17 protein-coding genes and 1 riboswitch are annotated in these 14460 nt (G+C 32.3%); of the genes, 11 read left to right on the top strand and 6 right to left on the bottom strand.

Features of this window, described 5'->3' with window-relative positions; translation table 11 throughout:
• The first annotated feature begins 613 nt into the window (after positions 1 to 613).
• The 3 genes from EKG35_RS14300 to EKG35_RS14290 all read left to right on the top strand — a co-directional run bounded on the left by EKG35_RS14300 (position 614) and on the right by EKG35_RS14290 (position 3279).
• Positions 614 to 1513, top strand: coding sequence for a stalk domain-containing protein (locus tag EKG35_RS14300; RefSeq protein ID WP_126295233.1), 900 nt, complete (start codon positions 614 to 616; stop codon positions 1511 to 1513).
• Positions 1514 to 1803: 290 nt separating this feature from the next.
• On the top strand, positions 1804 to 2226 hold the full coding sequence (locus EKG35_RS14295; protein ID WP_126295232.1) for a hypothetical protein: 423 nt from the start codon (positions 1804 to 1806) through the stop codon (positions 2224 to 2226).
• A 474-nt stretch (positions 2227 to 2700) separates the two neighbouring features.
• Entirely contained in the window at positions 2701 to 3279 is a 579-nt protein-coding gene (locus tag EKG35_RS14290; protein WP_126295231.1) for a hypothetical protein, read from the top strand.
• Between the two features lie 131 nt (positions 3280 to 3410).
• Here the strand turns inward: EKG35_RS14290 and EKG35_RS14285 are convergent, their stop codons facing one another.
• Positions 3411 to 4061 carry an SDR family oxidoreductase gene (locus tag EKG35_RS14285; RefSeq protein WP_126295230.1) on the bottom strand — a complete coding sequence of 217 codons (651 nt, stop codon included), beginning with the start codon at positions 4059 to 4061 and terminating at the stop codon, positions 3411 to 3413.
• A 522-nt stretch (positions 4062 to 4583) separates the two neighbouring features.
• Between EKG35_RS14285 and EKG35_RS14280 the strand changes: the two genes are divergently transcribed.
• Positions 4584 to 4991: a DUF5412 domain-containing protein gene (locus tag EKG35_RS14280; RefSeq protein ID WP_126295229.1), complete on the top strand. Its 408-nt coding sequence runs from the start codon at positions 4584 to 4586 to the stop codon at positions 4989 to 4991.
• A 288-nt stretch (positions 4992 to 5279) separates the two neighbouring features.
• Complete coding sequence (locus EKG35_RS14275; protein WP_126295228.1) at positions 5280 to 5933, top strand: DUF1801 domain-containing protein; 654 nt, start codon at positions 5280 to 5282, stop codon at positions 5931 to 5933.
• A gap of 258 nt (positions 5934 to 6191) precedes the next feature.
• On the opposite strand, the gene EKG35_RS14270 is transcribed toward EKG35_RS14275, so the two are convergent.
• Positions 6192 to 6506 (bottom strand): DMT family transporter, encoded by a 315-nt coding sequence (locus EKG35_RS14270; protein ID WP_126295227.1) that lies wholly within the window; start codon positions 6504 to 6506, stop codon positions 6192 to 6194.
• Entirely contained in the window at positions 6506 to 6847 is a 342-nt protein-coding gene (locus EKG35_RS14265; RefSeq protein ID WP_126295226.1) for a DMT family transporter, read from the bottom strand. The genes EKG35_RS14270 and EKG35_RS14265 overlap by 1 nt, the downstream gene beginning before the upstream one ends.
• A gap of 69 nt (positions 6848 to 6916) precedes the next feature.
• A riboswitch (guanidine-I (ykkC/yxkD leader) is annotated at positions 6917 to 7014 on the bottom strand.
• Between the two features lie 572 nt (positions 7015 to 7586).
• On the opposite strand from EKG35_RS14265, the gene paiA reads away from it, so the two are divergent.
• The 4 genes from paiA (at position 7587) to EKG35_RS14245 (ending at position 10170) form a co-directional block, all read left to right on the top strand.
• Entirely contained in the window at positions 7587 to 8105 is a 519-nt protein-coding gene (paiA, locus tag EKG35_RS14260; RefSeq protein ID WP_126295225.1) for a spermidine/spermine N(1)-acetyltransferase, read from the top strand.
• Positions 8106 to 8520: 415 nt separating this feature from the next.
• The gene (locus tag EKG35_RS14255; RefSeq protein ID WP_126295224.1) at positions 8521 to 9066 is read left to right on the top strand and encodes a type II toxin-antitoxin system HicB family antitoxin; all 546 of its coding nucleotides are present in this window, start codon (positions 8521 to 8523) and stop codon (positions 9064 to 9066) included.
• 65 nt (positions 9067 to 9131) lie between these two features.
• On the top strand, positions 9132 to 9530 hold the full coding sequence (locus EKG35_RS14250) for a GyrI-like domain-containing protein (RefSeq protein WP_126295223.1): 399 nt from the start codon (positions 9132 to 9134) through the stop codon (positions 9528 to 9530).
• A gap of 94 nt (positions 9531 to 9624) precedes the next feature.
• Entirely contained in the window at positions 9625 to 10170 is a 546-nt protein-coding gene (locus EKG35_RS14245) for a DUF1697 domain-containing protein (protein WP_126295222.1), read from the top strand.
• A 676-nt stretch (positions 10171 to 10846) separates the two neighbouring features.
• Here the strand turns inward: EKG35_RS14245 and EKG35_RS14240 are convergent.
• The 3 genes from EKG35_RS14240 to EKG35_RS14230 are packed head-to-tail and all read right to left on the bottom strand — an operon-like array spanning position 10847 to position 12142.
• Positions 10847 to 11305: an EVE domain-containing protein gene (locus EKG35_RS14240; protein ID WP_126295221.1), complete on the bottom strand. Its 459-nt coding sequence runs from the start codon at positions 11303 to 11305 to the stop codon at positions 10847 to 10849.
• Between the two features lie 5 nt (positions 11306 to 11310).
• Positions 11311 to 11706 (bottom strand): rhodanese-like domain-containing protein, encoded by a 396-nt coding sequence (locus EKG35_RS14235; protein WP_246020395.1) that lies wholly within the window; start codon positions 11704 to 11706, stop codon positions 11311 to 11313.
• A 16-nt stretch (positions 11707 to 11722) separates the two neighbouring features.
• A complete protein-coding gene (locus tag EKG35_RS14230) occupies positions 11723 to 12142 on the bottom strand; it encodes a MarR family winged helix-turn-helix transcriptional regulator (protein WP_126295220.1) in 420 nt (139 codons plus the stop codon).
• A 307-nt stretch (positions 12143 to 12449) separates the two neighbouring features.
• Here EKG35_RS14230 and EKG35_RS14225 point away from each other — a divergent pair, with 307 nt between their 5' ends.
• Both EKG35_RS14225 and EKG35_RS14220 read left to right on the top strand, forming a co-directional pair.
• Positions 12450 to 13274, top strand: a complete 825-nt coding sequence (locus EKG35_RS14225; RefSeq protein ID WP_126295219.1) for an AraC family ligand binding domain-containing protein — start codon at positions 12450 to 12452, stop codon at positions 13272 to 13274.
• 26 nt (positions 13275 to 13300) lie between these two features.
• Positions 13301 to 14221: a DMT family transporter gene (locus tag EKG35_RS14220; RefSeq protein ID WP_185807765.1), complete on the top strand. Its 921-nt coding sequence runs from the start codon at positions 13301 to 13303 to the stop codon at positions 14219 to 14221.
• Positions 14222 to 14460: the final 239 nt, after the last annotated feature.

Here is a 14460-nt window from a genome sequence, read left to right as displayed (position 1 = left end):
AAGTTTGATAAATAGCTGTTATACCTGATAGTTTTATCCTATAAAAAAAGCCTTTCACAATGAGAAAAGGCTTTGTTAAAACTATGAAATTAGTAGAAATGGTATTAGAGAATGATTTTATGAGAATGCATATATACATAACAAAGAATCGTTATGTACGAATGAGTAAAATTCCATAGTTACTTAATTTGGGTATGGGCGCAGGGGTCCCATCGTCTCACAATGCATTATAGCGTAGGAAAATACTTGTCTAAAGGATAAGAGTTTAAGACTATTTTGATGCTACATGTTTAAATCTATTTTTACCTTAATTGCTAAATTAACTAAAAATGTTTCTGGTATAATTAAAAAATTTATAGAGTCGAAGCTATTTTTAATTTAACTCTTTTTATAACTACCGAACTTTTTTTTAACCCCACATATACATATTTTAGAAGGTAATAGGTCTGTAAGCAATGGGAAGTTCTAGTATTAAGGGCTTGTTGAGATACTTTACGAAAAGGTAGAAAAATAATGGTCTCTGTTACTGTAAATAAAATTATCGACAATACTGTAACCTTTTCATCTTATAAACGACTACTGCTTTGAAGTATGAAAAAAGGAGATGTTTTACATGAAAATGACAAAAATCGTACCAATTGCTATGACAGCATTATTAGTAGGCAGCACAGCCGTAGCAAACACAACATTTGCAACAAACGATGTACCAAGTGAACAGGAGCAGGTACAACCAATCTTTATTAAGGTTGCAGGAACAATTGAAAGTGTAGAGAAACGTGGAAATGTAAGTTACTATTCTATAAAAGAAGGGGAAAATATAAATACACTAGCAGTTACAGCTGATACACTTGTCTATGATAATACAGGTAAAAAGGTTGAACTGAAAAAAGGAGACAAAGTAATTGCTCACACCTACGCAAATAAACCAATGATATTAATCTACCCACCACAATATAGCCCAGAGGTAGTTATTGTTGAAACAGAAGAAATGGGAACTGCGTCAGTAGGAACATTTGATAGTAACTTATTAGATGCTAACCTGTCATTAAAATTAAATGTTAGTGAAGAAATGGAACTATCAAGTTTATCAGGTAAGGAAGTAAAAGTTTCCGATTTAGCAGAGAAAAATTTACTTGTATTCTATACAGTCACAACAAGAAGCATTCCTGCCCAAACATCACCTCATAAAGTTGTTGTATTGGATCAAAAGGATACTGATCAGGAAATTGAAACAAGCCCTGTCATCGAAGAAATTATTGCCAAAGACTTTTATGAAGTGAACGGTATAAAAATGGTGCCGCTTCGACAACTTGCTGAAGAACTTGGTTATAAGGTTGAATCAACAGGTAAAGGAGCAATTCTATCGAAAGGGGCTAAAACCTACACGATTACACGTGGTGAAAAGTCATATGGCTACAACAAAGCCCTTCGCTATTTCGAAATGGCTCCAGCACTTCTCGAACCAGAAAAAACATATGTACCCGTTCAATTTATTCAAGAATTAATAAATTAATAATATATTTAGAAAAACTTACCGTCTTTCCAGATGGTAACAGGAGTATCAATTTATAAAAAAATATACTCGGATAGAGAAGGCTTAAGTAAAGCTTTAGGTACCATTTTTACAAATCTATTCACTATTCCAATCGGGCGCGTTTATTTAGAAACGCGTCTTTTTTAGGGCCAAATTGTTGAACAATTTTTAGCGAATTAATTTATATTTTCGAAGATATTCTGAACCATTATTTTAATAAAAGGTTAGTTTATTAAGAATGATTACATAATATTATTGGAGGTGTTGCAATGATTACTGTAAGAAATGCTGAGAGTTACCTTAGAAATCTGATTAGTAAAGATACTGATGATATAAAAAATGTTTGGGAAACCTTTAAAGCTTTTTGTAAAGAACAGGTTGAGGGAGAAGAAGAAAAAGAAATTTTATTTCAATGTGGTGTTTACGATTTTACCGGAGAGAAACTATTTCATTTTGACTTTGTACGCCAGTTTACAATTTACGAAGAAAATAATTATTCACACATTGAACAACTATACTGCAAATGCTTACTTAAACCGACAGATGACTTAAAAAAGTTCAAGGTAACAGAATGGTCAATGGACTATGATGATATAGATGATTTTTTTGATCATATAGAAAATCTTCAGGAATTTAAAATACCTTTAAACTCTAAACCGATAAAATTAGAAATATATCAAGAAAAAATTTAATTTTTACTTCAATAATGGGCGCTTTTCTGATAAGGAAAGCGCCTTTCTTCAATAAAAATGCCATTTTTTGTCAATTGAAATACTTAGATTTTATGTTAAAATTTGGTATGATTTTGTGTGTAGATTACTATTAAACAATAGGGAAAGTATCGTTTAATAAGATAATTACAATTCTAATTGATTAACTTTTTGGAGGATTATTTGAACATAAACAATGACTTACTAATTACTTTCCTTGTTGTGTGGGGGATGCCTACAATTATGATGCTTATATTTACATTCCTCTATTAAAAGGTCGGTATCTAACCTGAAAAAACAATGGAAACTGGGATTGGGAAGTTAATTGCTTATTAGTATAAAAGTGTACATGAAATTTTAAGAAATTCTTAAGAATTCTGTTAAGGTCTTCTTATGATTTCTCCAGTATATTGGTAATATAATATATTTCTTTGATAAACAAAGAGGAGAATGATGATGACAGAAAAAAGGGTATATATTCTTTTAACAGATACAGGAACAGTATTTACAAAGTTAATAAAGCTATATACAAAAAAACCATACAATCACGCGTCAATATCCTTCGACTCCGAATTATCTGAAGTATATAGCTTTGGAAGAAAAACAGCCAGGAATCCGTTTATTGGTGGATTTGTAAAAGAGGACATAAGGAAAGGTTTATTTAAACAAGCAGATTGTGCGATTTATTCTTTTACAGTTTCAGAGGTTCAAATGCAAAAGATAAATCGTTATATAAAGGAAATTGAAGCGCAAAAAGAAAATTATCGCTATAATTTTTTAGGATTATTTGGGTTTTTACTTAATAAACCGATAAAAAGAAAAAAAGCATTCTTCTGTTCACAGTTTGTTGCATCGGTGCTAAAGGAATGCCACATCATTGATTTTGAAAAATCACCATCACTTATAGCACCAAATGACTTGCAGAAAAGAACTGAATTTCAATTTGTGTATGAAGGAAAGCTTAAGGCTTATCACAACAAGCGTAATGGTAAAAAAGTACATATGCCAGTACATTTTATCCCAATCAAGATGTAATACTTGTTCCTTTATTAATAAAGGGAGTACTAAATTACGATATGTTTAAGTGATATTCAAAACATCTAAAAAAATAAAATCGAACAAGTCTTAGATAGACTGTTCGATTTTTACTAAATTATAAATAAGGTTTATTTTAAACCTTTCAAAGCTTCTTCTATTGTGTTTTCTCCGGATATTAAGTCAAACGTTTTTCTATAAGTATTCTCCTCATCGAGTACTGCGACAACGGTTTTTGCAACATCTTCACGAGGTATTGAACCCGTTTCTATATCTTTTCCAGCTATTACTTTTCCGGTTCCTGGTTCATTTAATAAAAGTCCTGGTCCGACTATTGTATAGTTTAAGCTACTTGCTGAAAGTATTCGATCTGCGTAATGTTTTGCAACCATATAGGGCTTAATCGGACTATCTATCCAACTTTCTCGATTGCGTGCATTAAATGCACTTACCATTACATAACGGTTGACACCTATTTTTTCTGCAGCTTCCATAGATTTTACCGCTCCATCTAAGTCAACAAGTAATGTTTTATCTGCGCCCGTGCTACCCCCAGATCCAGCAGAAAAGATTACCGCATCACTGCCGTTCATTGCTTCACCTATATCATCAACACTTCCCTCTAAATTAGCAACAACTGCATCTACACCAGACTGTTTCAACGCCTCCGCCTGTTCCTCTGTGCGTACCATTGCTTTTAAAGTATGTCGATCACTATCTTTAAGTAATTGCACAATATGTTTTCCGACCTGTCCATTCGCACCAATTAAAAATACCCGCATTTATAGAAGCCCCTTTCTTTAAATAACTATCGCTATTGTTTCAAAAACCAATACTATTATCAAACATGTTGCTTATAAAGACTGTATGAAATAAAGTATTTCACTACATGAAGTAAATCTTCTGAAATGGAAAAATGACAATACTAACAAAACCCTAATCCAGATAGAAAAGGTTATTAGTGATAAATCTTTATAAGTATAGTCATTTCCAAACAATTTTCATTCCCTGTAGTTCAGTAATATTTTGTGTTATAAGGATGGCTACTTAGAGTGATTCAATTTTCACACTAAGGCAAAAGGATTTAGTTTTAACTAACGAGGTACATTGACCAGGCATAGTCTTTACATCCTTGTTAATAAATTCATTGCAGCTTAAAGGAGGGTTTTGATATAAGTTGAGATTTTCAAAACACTTTCCAAAATCACCTAAAATATGGAACTTCTTTTTTAAAAAAACGTCAAGCTTTTGGGAACTGCGAAATTCCGTAAAGTATGAAAGATTACATACTTTAGGAGGATATAATGGAAATCAAAGAGACGAAATTTGAATATGGGAAAAAGAATCATTATACAAAACTATTAATAGGTTTTGTAATAGCGTGTGCTCTATTTGTTGCTCTAATTGGATATGGGGCTTATTGGGCATTTTATGATATGAATAGATTACCTACAGGAGAGTACCTCACCCAAGCAACTTCACCTGATGGAAAATACACTGTAAAAGCTTATGTTACAAACGGCGGTGCTACAACATCCTATGCTGTACGAGGAGAGTTAGTATTTAATGAAAAAGGATATAAAACAAAAAATATTTATTGGAATTATCGTGAAGAAACTGCTAGCATTCAATGGTTAGGTAACGACAAAGTAATGATTAATGGTCATACACTTAATGTTCCTAAAGAAAAATTTGATTTTAGACATCAATAATACTGGGTGTGATTCAAGGCGTTTCATAAAGGAGGAGGGACGCTTTTTATGTTGTTGCTACAAAAAATGGTGCAGGTAAGTTTAAAAAGAAAGAAATATTTATATTAAAAATATTTGAAGTTATATTTCTAAATACTTATAGTATAAAAAAGAATTATTTAAGAAGGACTATGTCGGAAAGATTATTTATTATATAAGCATGTATTGGGAGTAACAAATTTTATACTCTAGCTAATAGCACGTTGATTCAATAAATATTGTACCAAAACTTGGAGAGGGGTTTCCTTAATGACAAATAGTAGCAAAAATCCTAAGGTTGATGAATTTCTAAGTAAAGCTACAAAGTGGAAAGATGAATACGAAAAGTTAAGAAATATCGTTCTTGACTGTGAACTGACAGAGGAATTTAAGTGGATGCATCCCTGTTATACGTTTAAGAATAAAAACATCGTTTTAATACATGGTTTTAAAGAATATTGTGCTCTTCTGTTTCACAAAGGTGCCTTGTTACAGGATACCCACGGGATACTAATTCAACAAACAGAGAATGTACAGGCTGCGCGGCAGATTCGCTTCACCAATGTTCAAGAAATTGTTGAATTGGAACCTATCTTGAAATCCTATATTTATAAAGCTATAGAAGTTGAGAAAGCTGGATTGGATGTAAACTATAAAAAGGATACAGAATACATCATTCCAGAAGAATTTCAAATTAGATTGGATGAAAATCCTGCTTTGAAAATAGCTTTTGAAGCATTAACTCCGGGTCGGCAAAGAGCATATATTTTTCATTTTTCTCAACCTAAACAATCAAAAACTCGTGCGTCAAGGGTTGAAAAATGCATCCCAAAAATTCTTAATGGAAAGGGATTAAATGATTGCACATGTGGACTTTCTAAAAAAATGCCTAACTGTGATGGCTCCCACAAGTACATTCGATAAGAACTTATGATTCAAGTGACAGGTTAGTTGAACAAGAAGAAAAATTACATAAGAGGGTGACTCAAAAATCTTTTTTTAGATATTTTTATACTATATAAATAAATTAAAAGTCTGCTCGCTTTCCACGGGTTGGCATGAGCCGGCACCCTTATCAAGAAGGATTCTCACAGACTTTTATTTTACTTTAATATCAAAAAGTAGCATTAGATTAATTTTCTAATACTACTTTTTCTTGTTTTGTAATTTAAGAGAATTCTTTTAAGAGACAAGTTTTAGGCCAACTGCAGCACCTAATACCATTCCTATAAAAACAAGTCTTCGCCAGTCTTTCGATTCACCATAAAGCAACATCCCTAAAATTGCTCCACCAGAAGCACCAATCCCCGTCCAGATTGCATAAGCTGTTCCCATAGGAAGTGCTTCCATTGAATAAGCAAGGAATATAAAACTTAATCCAAATCCTACAATTAACAAAACTAAAGATTGCCAATTACGATCTTTATGCAATTTATTAATCATAGTAACACCAAACATTTCACATAGACCTGCTAATATTAAAGAAATCCATGCCATTAAGATTCATCCCCTTCCTGAACTTTATCCTTTGTAACTAATTTCAAGCCAATGACTCCTGCTAATAAAACTAAAATTAAGACTATTTTTTCCAACTTAAAAGGTTCATCAAAGAGTAGAATTTCAGAAAAAACAGTTCCAGCTGTTCCCAATCCAACAAAAACTGCATAGACAGTGCCTACAGGAAGTTTTTTTCCTGCCATTATCATTACGTAAAAGCTAATGATGATAGCAATAATAGTTCCTGTCCATTCAAAAAAATTATTAGCGTGCTTTAATCCAATTACCCATAGAACTTCAAAAAAAGCAGCAACGAATACTTTCATCCAGTCTGTATTCATTTGTACATCACCTCCAAATTTATAATTCACAAAAAATAAAAAAGCCTGAGAGAAAACTGTAAAAACAGTTCCTCCCAGGCTTTTATCCTTCCGTGGCACAGCAAGCTGTGAGTTTTCTCTCGGACCAGTCCAACACTTATAGTTGCGGAACCCTAGAAAACTTTTAACTTATGAAATTACCTTGAATTATACACAAATTTAAATTTAAGTCAAGGTTAGAAAATGTATATTGATCTTGCTAAGTTAATTACAACCCATTTTAAAATTAAAGCCTTATTTCCTAGCTTTTCACATAAATAATTTTATTTATAAACGATTCTACGTAAAGTGACTAAAAGGCAAGATTGTGATTGTCTTATGAAAAGAAAGGAACAGAGGGCTATATTAAAATTTTAATACATATCTTTATTGTTGTGTTTTGTTGCAAATGCAACAAAAATAAGTTAAATTTAATACATCTTTTTTGCATTTACAACAAAAGTGGGGATAGGGCAGAAGAAGAAAATTCTTTATGTGAAATTAGTATGCTGGCAAGAGTGGTTGGGTAATGATAAAAAAATGTATAGCCTATTTATAAATAGGGTAAATGATTATTCGAAAATCATTGGATTAATGAAATTTTTCGAAAGAGAAATAGAACAATTATTTTACCTCTTCAATGAACATGAAAAAGAAACAAACTAGGAACTTGTAAAAAAGAAACAAGGCAAATTAATAAAAAAAGGAGCTGTAAATTAAAATGACTATAAAAATTCAAAAGTGCAACGAGGAAGATTTAAAAACACTTCAGGAAATAAGCATAGAAACATTCAACGATACATTTAAAGATCAGAATTCACCTGAAAATATGAATGCGTATTTAGAAAGAGCCTTTAATTTAAAGCAATTAGAAAAAGAACTATCTAATATATCTTCGCAATTCTTTTTTGTTTATTTTCATGATGAGGTCGCTGGTTATTTAAAGGTCAATACAAATGAAGCTCAGTCAGAAGTGATGGGTGATGGGGCACTTGAAATCGAGAGAATTTATATAAAGAAAAAATATCAAAAACATGGACTTGGTAAAGTCCTTCTAAATAAAGCTATTGAAATTGCAATGGAAAGTAATAAAGAGAAAATATGGCTAGGCGTTTGGGAAAAAAATGAAAATGCTATTGCCTTTTATAAGAAAATGGGATTTGTTCAAACTGGAGCCCACTCTTTTTATATGGGGGATGAAGAACAAATAGATTTTATAATGACCAAAACTCTTAAATAGTCTTTTTTGGAAGTTGGATTATAAAAATTTTATAAAGATAATATTGCCAAATAAATAGAAATAAAGAACGTATTGTTACAGTTTTAACTAGCGAAGCTAGCCTTTTCAAAAAGAAATATTTTAATTTTGAAACTTTTACCAATTTAATCCGTCAACCTTTATATCCATTATTAAATTTTGGGGAAATAGTGGATAAAATCGCTTTTCTAAATTCGTCTAGCTTTCTATTGAAATTAAAGATTTGATTTTCCGAATTTTTACCTTCTTATTAAATGCAAATTACTCTAATTGTATATCGTATCCGAACAGCTAAATAGCATGTATGGCGGGAAAATTTTGAATACTCGGGAAAAGGGTGTATTTTAACAATGAATATTAGACACGTTTGTTCATTAAAGGCTAGGTATAGGTTGAGATGACATTTGAAAATGTAGTTTATCCTGCATTTATAAAGAGAGAAGAAGAAGGATTCGGTATTCATTTCCCAACATTGCTCCCAAAATACGGATGGGAGTTTTCCTTATGCTCGGGTCACACGAAGAAAGAAGCAGTTCAAAATGCAGAAAAGGCATTAGCTTATTTGTTAGCTGGTGCTCTTTATGATAATGAAGATTTACCAAGTCAGGCACCCATTCCTTCTGAACTGGTAACAGAAGAAATGGAACTTATTTCGATTAAAACATCTTATAGTGATTATGCGAAGGAAATTGAGGAACATTTACCTAGACGTCATTGGCATATCTATTTTAACAGGGATGAGAAAAGTAATTTTCAAGCTGTTGCATATAAAAATAAGCAAGGATTTTGGGATGTAAAGATAGATGGTGATTTACCAGTTAAAATAGAGCAGAAGAAGCTGCTCCAACTTTGTCCTACATATCCTGTAGTTTGTACAGTTCGCCGTCGGGCTGAGGCGGAAGAATTGTTCGATAGTTTTGTACTAAGATTAGAAGAGTTATAAATAAGTTTGTTCACTATAAAATTACTATAGAGTTTAATAAACCACATATAAGGAGAGAAATACAAATGAACCTAACTATCATTAAGAGTGTTAGAACTAATAACTTTAAGGATAACGATATCATGCAAAAGATTACCGAAATGTGGAAAGAGGCATCGAGTCTTTTGAACAATAAAGACGAAGTTACTTATGGTCTATATTATGATTACGAAAGTAATTATAAAGGCGATTATTCCTTAGGAGTAGCTATAGAAGGCAGTGACAACGAATCTTCTATCAATATTCCGAATAGTAATAAATATCAAATTTTTAAAGTAGATACATCGGATGAGAATGGAATATTTAATACTTGGAAAGAGATATGGAATTGTGAAGAGAAAGGGACTTTGGAGAGAGCTTACTCTTTTGATTTTGAAAAATATTACCCTAATGGTGAAATTGAGATTCACATTGCGACTAAATAGTTTTAGATGCTTTTTGTACTACCGAGCAGATTAATTATAAAGTGTAAAAGGTTATGTAATTACTATAAAGTGAAATGTTGAAAGGAGGATGGTTATGATTTATGTTGCTCTTCTTCGAGGAATTAATGTAGGCGGAAATAATAAAATTGACATGAAGCTGCTTAAACAAACGTTTGAACAAGCTGGAATGAACGATGTAGTGACATACATTAATACAGGTAATATTATTTTTTCGTACAATGGACGGTCAAAGCCCGAACTATCACGTATTTTGGAAGAGGCAATACATAATGACTTTGGATTGCAAATTAAAGTAGTAGTTCTAAGTATCGATGATGTCAGAGAAATTATTAACGCTATTCCTGATACATGGAAAAATGATAAAGACATGTCAAGTGATGTTATGTTTTTATGGGATGAGATTGATGATGAATCTGTACTTGAAAATTTAGTCATTAAACCAAATATTGATACGGTTAAATATGTTCCTGGTGCAATTCTTTGGTCGGTTGCCAAAGAAAATGTAACTAAAAGTGGAAAGTCGAAAATTATTGGATCAAAGATATACAAACAAGTGACCGTAAGAAATGTCAATACCGCTCGTAAGATATTTGAACTGATGGAAGCTCAAAACAGTTAGTTCATCCGATACGAAGTAACTTATTTAGTTATGACTTCCCCAAGTACTGAAAGGCTAAAAGTATTTTGGTTGAAAAATATGGAACATATTGAAAATAACTTTATCAAATTAACAAAATAACTTGTATCAAGGGATACTATTACAAAAATTTTGCACGATTCTCGCAAAAACTTTTTGCCCTCCCAGTTGCAACACGATTTACACCCTCTCGACCAAAGTTTTATTTAAACTTTTAACCAATATAGATATAGTCAAGTCTTTTCAAAAAAGGAGTGCTATATTTGGAAAAGTATAAATGGTCAACTTACTTATGGAAATTGCTATGGGTTACATAAATTCAGATACTAAAACGTTGAGGCTGGGATAAAAGGGGAGTGACCCCATAAAGTTAGAGTTTTTATTATGCAGCTGATTGGCTGGTTTGAGTTCGAAATTGTACTGGACTCAAACCGGCTAATTTTTTCAGCTGTCAGCGAGAAGAAGGACCTTCTGCTCATTGCACCTGTTGTGTTGCTTTGATACAGAAAAAAATTGCTCTGTAACAAAAGACGGAGCTAACAAATTTATTTGCGATGATAGGTAAGCGACAGGAGAAGCTACACCCACCGACTACATTCCAATCAATACATTTCCTTTGAACAATTTAAATGCAAATTCATGTCGTTAATTTATGAAGTCATTGGTGAAAAATGCCTCTTGCCCCTTGCTTCTCTACATTAACCATACTTTCTGCAATTATTTTGAAATCTTTTTCACATATCTCTAAATAACCAAATCGAAAAGAATAACCCCAATACTTTACACTTTTAATAAAAGAAAGTTTCGAAATTAAAGGATGAATTAATATTTCTTCGCAAGGAATAAAATCTATATTTCTTCGATAAGGAAAGAAATTACTTCCCATATCTACCTGGTAAACATTATCATCTATAACTTTTCCGATAGCAGTAAATTTTTGATGAGGTATATTTTCTTTGTAATCGACCTTTGGAGAGTAATAAATAATCCAATCACCAGTATTCATCTTTTTTAAAGGAGTCTGTTTGCCATGACAAAGTTGAGCAAAACCACCTTGGACAGCATGCATTACATGGTCTCTTGAAGCAACACCAATCCAATACCTTTTATTTTGCATCAAAATCAACACCCACAATTATCAGACACTTCTACATCCTGTGAAGAATCTAAAACAGGAAAGTTCATTTCTTTCCATGCTGCAATTCCCCCTGTTAACTCTTTTACTTTATATCCACGTTCTAATAAAAACTTTGCGACCTTCGCAGCTGTGTTACACCAGACATCCCAACAGTAAACAATAATTTCCTTATCCTTTGGGATTTCATTTAAACGGTTTGGTAGCTCTAGTTGAGGTATAACATGAGCATCCTTAATGGTTAAACTTCTTACATTTATCGGGCCGTTTCTTACATCAATTAAAAAGTATTTATCTGGCTCCATTTGTGACAATTTCAAATAATCCATAGGGCTAATTGTTGCTTCCAAACGTGCATTAAAATAATCAAGAGCATTCAACATTTTGTTACCTCCAGTTTTATAGTGAATTCCAAACTTTAATAAGCAATTCCTTTAGCAATTGTCTTTCCTGCTGATTTAGGGGAGCTAAAACTTCTAATTCGGTATTGTTTAAAAATTCCCAACGCGAATCCAATACATTATTTCCTTTTGGTGTTATCAAAAGGCTATATGATCTTCTGTCATTAGGATTCCTTGTCCTCTCAACAAACCCTAAAGATTCTAAATGGTCGATATGACTTACCATTGTTGTTCGATCAATTTGTAGGTTTTCAGAAATATCTTTTTGTGATGAGTAAGGATTTCCTTTAATAAATAAAAGAACCCCATACTGTCTAGCGTTGATATTAAATGGGACAAGTCCTTCAGCAAACTTAGTTTCCATTTGCTGAAGAACCTTTCCAAGCAAAAAGCCATAGGAATGATTCCATTTGTCCATTAAATTATTCACCTCCACATATAATCAGTAAAATATATAATCAGTTTAACTGATTAATTTGTAAAATTCAACTCATTTTATATTTATTAAAACAGACTAAATTCGTGCAGCCAAAATAGGCTACCTTGACAGTCTTTTCTTATTGAAAAAAGCAATGATAAAGAGAGTAAACAAAATTTTATCATTATGTATAAGTTGCAAAACTAGAATATCAAGCTACCACAATTTTTTTAGTCAATATCATACAAGAGGCGATATGAAAAGTGTGTTAATCTATTTATCAGTAGACTGAAAGGGGAATCTTTACATGAAACAGGAGGAAAGGAAAGTTTGCTTTGATTATGATTTGCAAATCGAGGCCTATCGTTTTTATGGAATCATGCAAAAGTTTCCGAACCACTTTCATGAATATTATGTCATTGGCTTTATCGAGAGTGGACAAAGAAAATTGTCGTGTAAAAATAAAAATTACGTCATTAATAGCGGTGATCTTATCTTTTTTAACCCGTTTGATAATCATGCTTGTGAACAAATTGATAATAAAACATTAGATTATCGATGCTTGAACATAAAACCAGAGATTATGCGAAAAGTAGTAAAAGAGATTACAGGAAGAGACTATCTTCCTTACTTTACGAATCCTGTTGCATTTCGTAGTGAGCATGCGCAATTGCTGCAGCATCTCCATCAAATGATTATGGATGAGTTATTGGATCTTGAGAAAGAGGAAACGTTTTATTTTTTAATGGAACAATTAATTGAAGAGTATTGTGAAATAGTTGCAGATATTAAATTGGATAAAGTTGAGCAGAAAATCGCAAAGATTTGTAATTTTATAGAAATGCATTATGCAGAGCCTATTTCTCTTGATGATTTAGTGGGAATTTGTGATATGAATAAATACACCTTGTTACGTTCATTTGCACGAAAGCGTGGAATTACTCCTTATCGTTACTTGCAAACAGTACGTATCAATGAAGCTAAGAAGCTATTGGAGCTAGGAATGAAACCGTTGGAAGTGGCTATGCAAACCGGTTTTGTGGATCAAAGTCACTTTAGTAATTGCTTTAAGGACTGCATTGGATTAACTCCTGGACAATACCGAAATATTTACATAGATGAAATAAAATAAGCTGCTTTTAGTGGAAAGGAAAGAGAATGGAAATCAAAATGAACACGGGACATATTTCAGCCCTTATTACCATTATTATTTGGGGAACAACATTTATCTCTACAAAAATTTTATTAATTGATTTTACTCCTATTGAAATATTATTTTTCCGTTTCGTCATAGGAATTATTGCTTTAAGTATTATATTTCCATACCGACTAAAGGTAATGGATAGAAAACACCATTTATATTTTGCTGCCGCAGGGATATGTGGAGTAACACTTTATTACCTGCTGGAAAACATTGCCTTGACTTTTACTATGGCTTCCAATGTAGGTGTGATCAGTGCGATAGTCCCGTTTTTTACAGCTATCCTTACTTACTTTTATTTAAAAAACGAACCGTTACGAATTAATTTTTTTATTGGTTTTGTAGTAGCGTTAATAGGAATATTTCTTATCAGCTTTAATGGAACTATTAATTTCAAAGTAAATCCATTAGGCGATTTGCTCGCTATCGCTGCAACACTTGTATGGGCAATCTATTCTGTTATTTCAAAGAAAATTAGTAGTTTTGGTTATCATACGATCCAAGCCACTAGACAAGTGTTTTTCTATGGTATTTTATTTATGATTCCTACTCTATTTTTATTTGATTTTAAACTTGGATTTGAACGCTTAGCAAATCCAGTCAACTTGTTTAATATGTTTTTCTTAGGGCTAGGTGCATCAGCACTATGCTTTGTTACATGGAATTTTGCCATAAAAAAATTAGGTGCTATTAAAACAAGTATTTATATTTATCTCGTTCCTGTAATAACAGTCATTACTGCCATGATTGTGCTGCACGAGCCTTTAACTTGGATGGCTATATTAGGTACATTTCTAACTTTAACTGGCCTTTTCATTTCAGAAACTAAAATGATTACTAGGAAAAAAGAGAAACTAGTAAATAGTTTACAAGAGTAATACAATTAAGAAAATCATTGTATAAAAGGATCAGCAGCTTCTTGTACTGCCAAGTCGTTTAGTACATTAAATAAGCATACCAGTGAGTTAGTCCAAGCAGGGTTAACTCACTTTTTTGTGTGTGCCAGGCATGGCAACTATCTAGGTGGTGAAAGTCCACTGTGGAGGTACACATCGACCAACCACTAAGGAAGCGCAAGGTACTTATCGCGAGATAAGGGCTGGAGGAAGCGTGGAAT

Source organism: Lysinibacillus telephonicus, from assembly GCF_003966145.1.
GTDB classification, from domain to species: Bacteria; Bacillota; Bacilli; order Bacillales_A; family Planococcaceae; genus Ureibacillus; species Ureibacillus telephonicus.
The sequence above is the reverse complement of the archived record's forward strand: the minus strand, read 5'-3'. Positions and strand labels throughout refer to the sequence as shown.

Bases quoted from the DNA above. Each gene is read 5' to 3' on its own strand.
- EKG35_RS14300 (WP_126295233.1), top strand. From the start codon at position 614: ATGAAAATGACAAAAATCGTACCAATTGCTATGACAGCATTATTAGTA.
- EKG35_RS14295 (WP_126295232.1), top strand. From the start codon at position 1,804: ATGATTACTGTAAGAAATGCTGAGAGTTACCTTAGAAATCTGATTAGT.
- EKG35_RS14290 (WP_126295231.1), top strand. From the start codon at position 2,701: ATGACAGAAAAAAGGGTATATATTCTTTTAACAGATACAGGAACAGTA.
- EKG35_RS14285 (WP_126295230.1), bottom strand. From the start codon at position 4,061: ATGCGGGTATTTTTAATTGGTGCGAATGGACAGGTCGGAAAACATATT.
- EKG35_RS14280 (WP_126295229.1), top strand. From the start codon at position 4,584: ATGGAAATCAAAGAGACGAAATTTGAATATGGGAAAAAGAATCATTAT.
- EKG35_RS14275 (WP_126295228.1), top strand. From the start codon at position 5,280: ATGACAAATAGTAGCAAAAATCCTAAGGTTGATGAATTTCTAAGTAAA.
- EKG35_RS14270 (WP_126295227.1), bottom strand. From the start codon at position 6,506: ATGGCATGGATTTCTTTAATATTAGCAGGTCTATGTGAAATGTTTGGT.
- EKG35_RS14265 (WP_126295226.1), bottom strand. From the start codon at position 6,847: ATGAATACAGACTGGATGAAAGTATTCGTTGCTGCTTTTTTTGAAGTT.
- paiA (WP_126295225.1), top strand. From the start codon at position 7,587: ATGACTATAAAAATTCAAAAGTGCAACGAGGAAGATTTAAAAACACTT.
- EKG35_RS14255 (WP_126295224.1), top strand. From the start codon at position 8,521: ATGACATTTGAAAATGTAGTTTATCCTGCATTTATAAAGAGAGAAGAA.
- EKG35_RS14250 (WP_126295223.1), top strand. From the start codon at position 9,132: ATGAACCTAACTATCATTAAGAGTGTTAGAACTAATAACTTTAAGGAT.
- EKG35_RS14245 (WP_126295222.1), top strand. From the start codon at position 9,625: ATGATTTATGTTGCTCTTCTTCGAGGAATTAATGTAGGCGGAAATAAT.
- EKG35_RS14240 (WP_126295221.1), bottom strand. From the start codon at position 11,305: ATGCAAAATAAAAGGTATTGGATTGGTGTTGCTTCAAGAGACCATGTA.
- EKG35_RS14235 (WP_246020395.1), bottom strand. From the start codon at position 11,706: ATGTTGAATGCTCTTGATTATTTTAATGCACGTTTGGAAGCAACAATT.
- EKG35_RS14230 (WP_126295220.1), bottom strand. From the start codon at position 12,142: ATGGACAAATGGAATCATTCCTATGGCTTTTTGCTTGGAAAGGTTCTT.
- EKG35_RS14225 (WP_126295219.1), top strand. From the start codon at position 12,450: ATGAAACAGGAGGAAAGGAAAGTTTGCTTTGATTATGATTTGCAAATC.
- EKG35_RS14220 (WP_185807765.1), top strand. From the start codon at position 13,301: ATGGAAATCAAAATGAACACGGGACATATTTCAGCCCTTATTACCATT.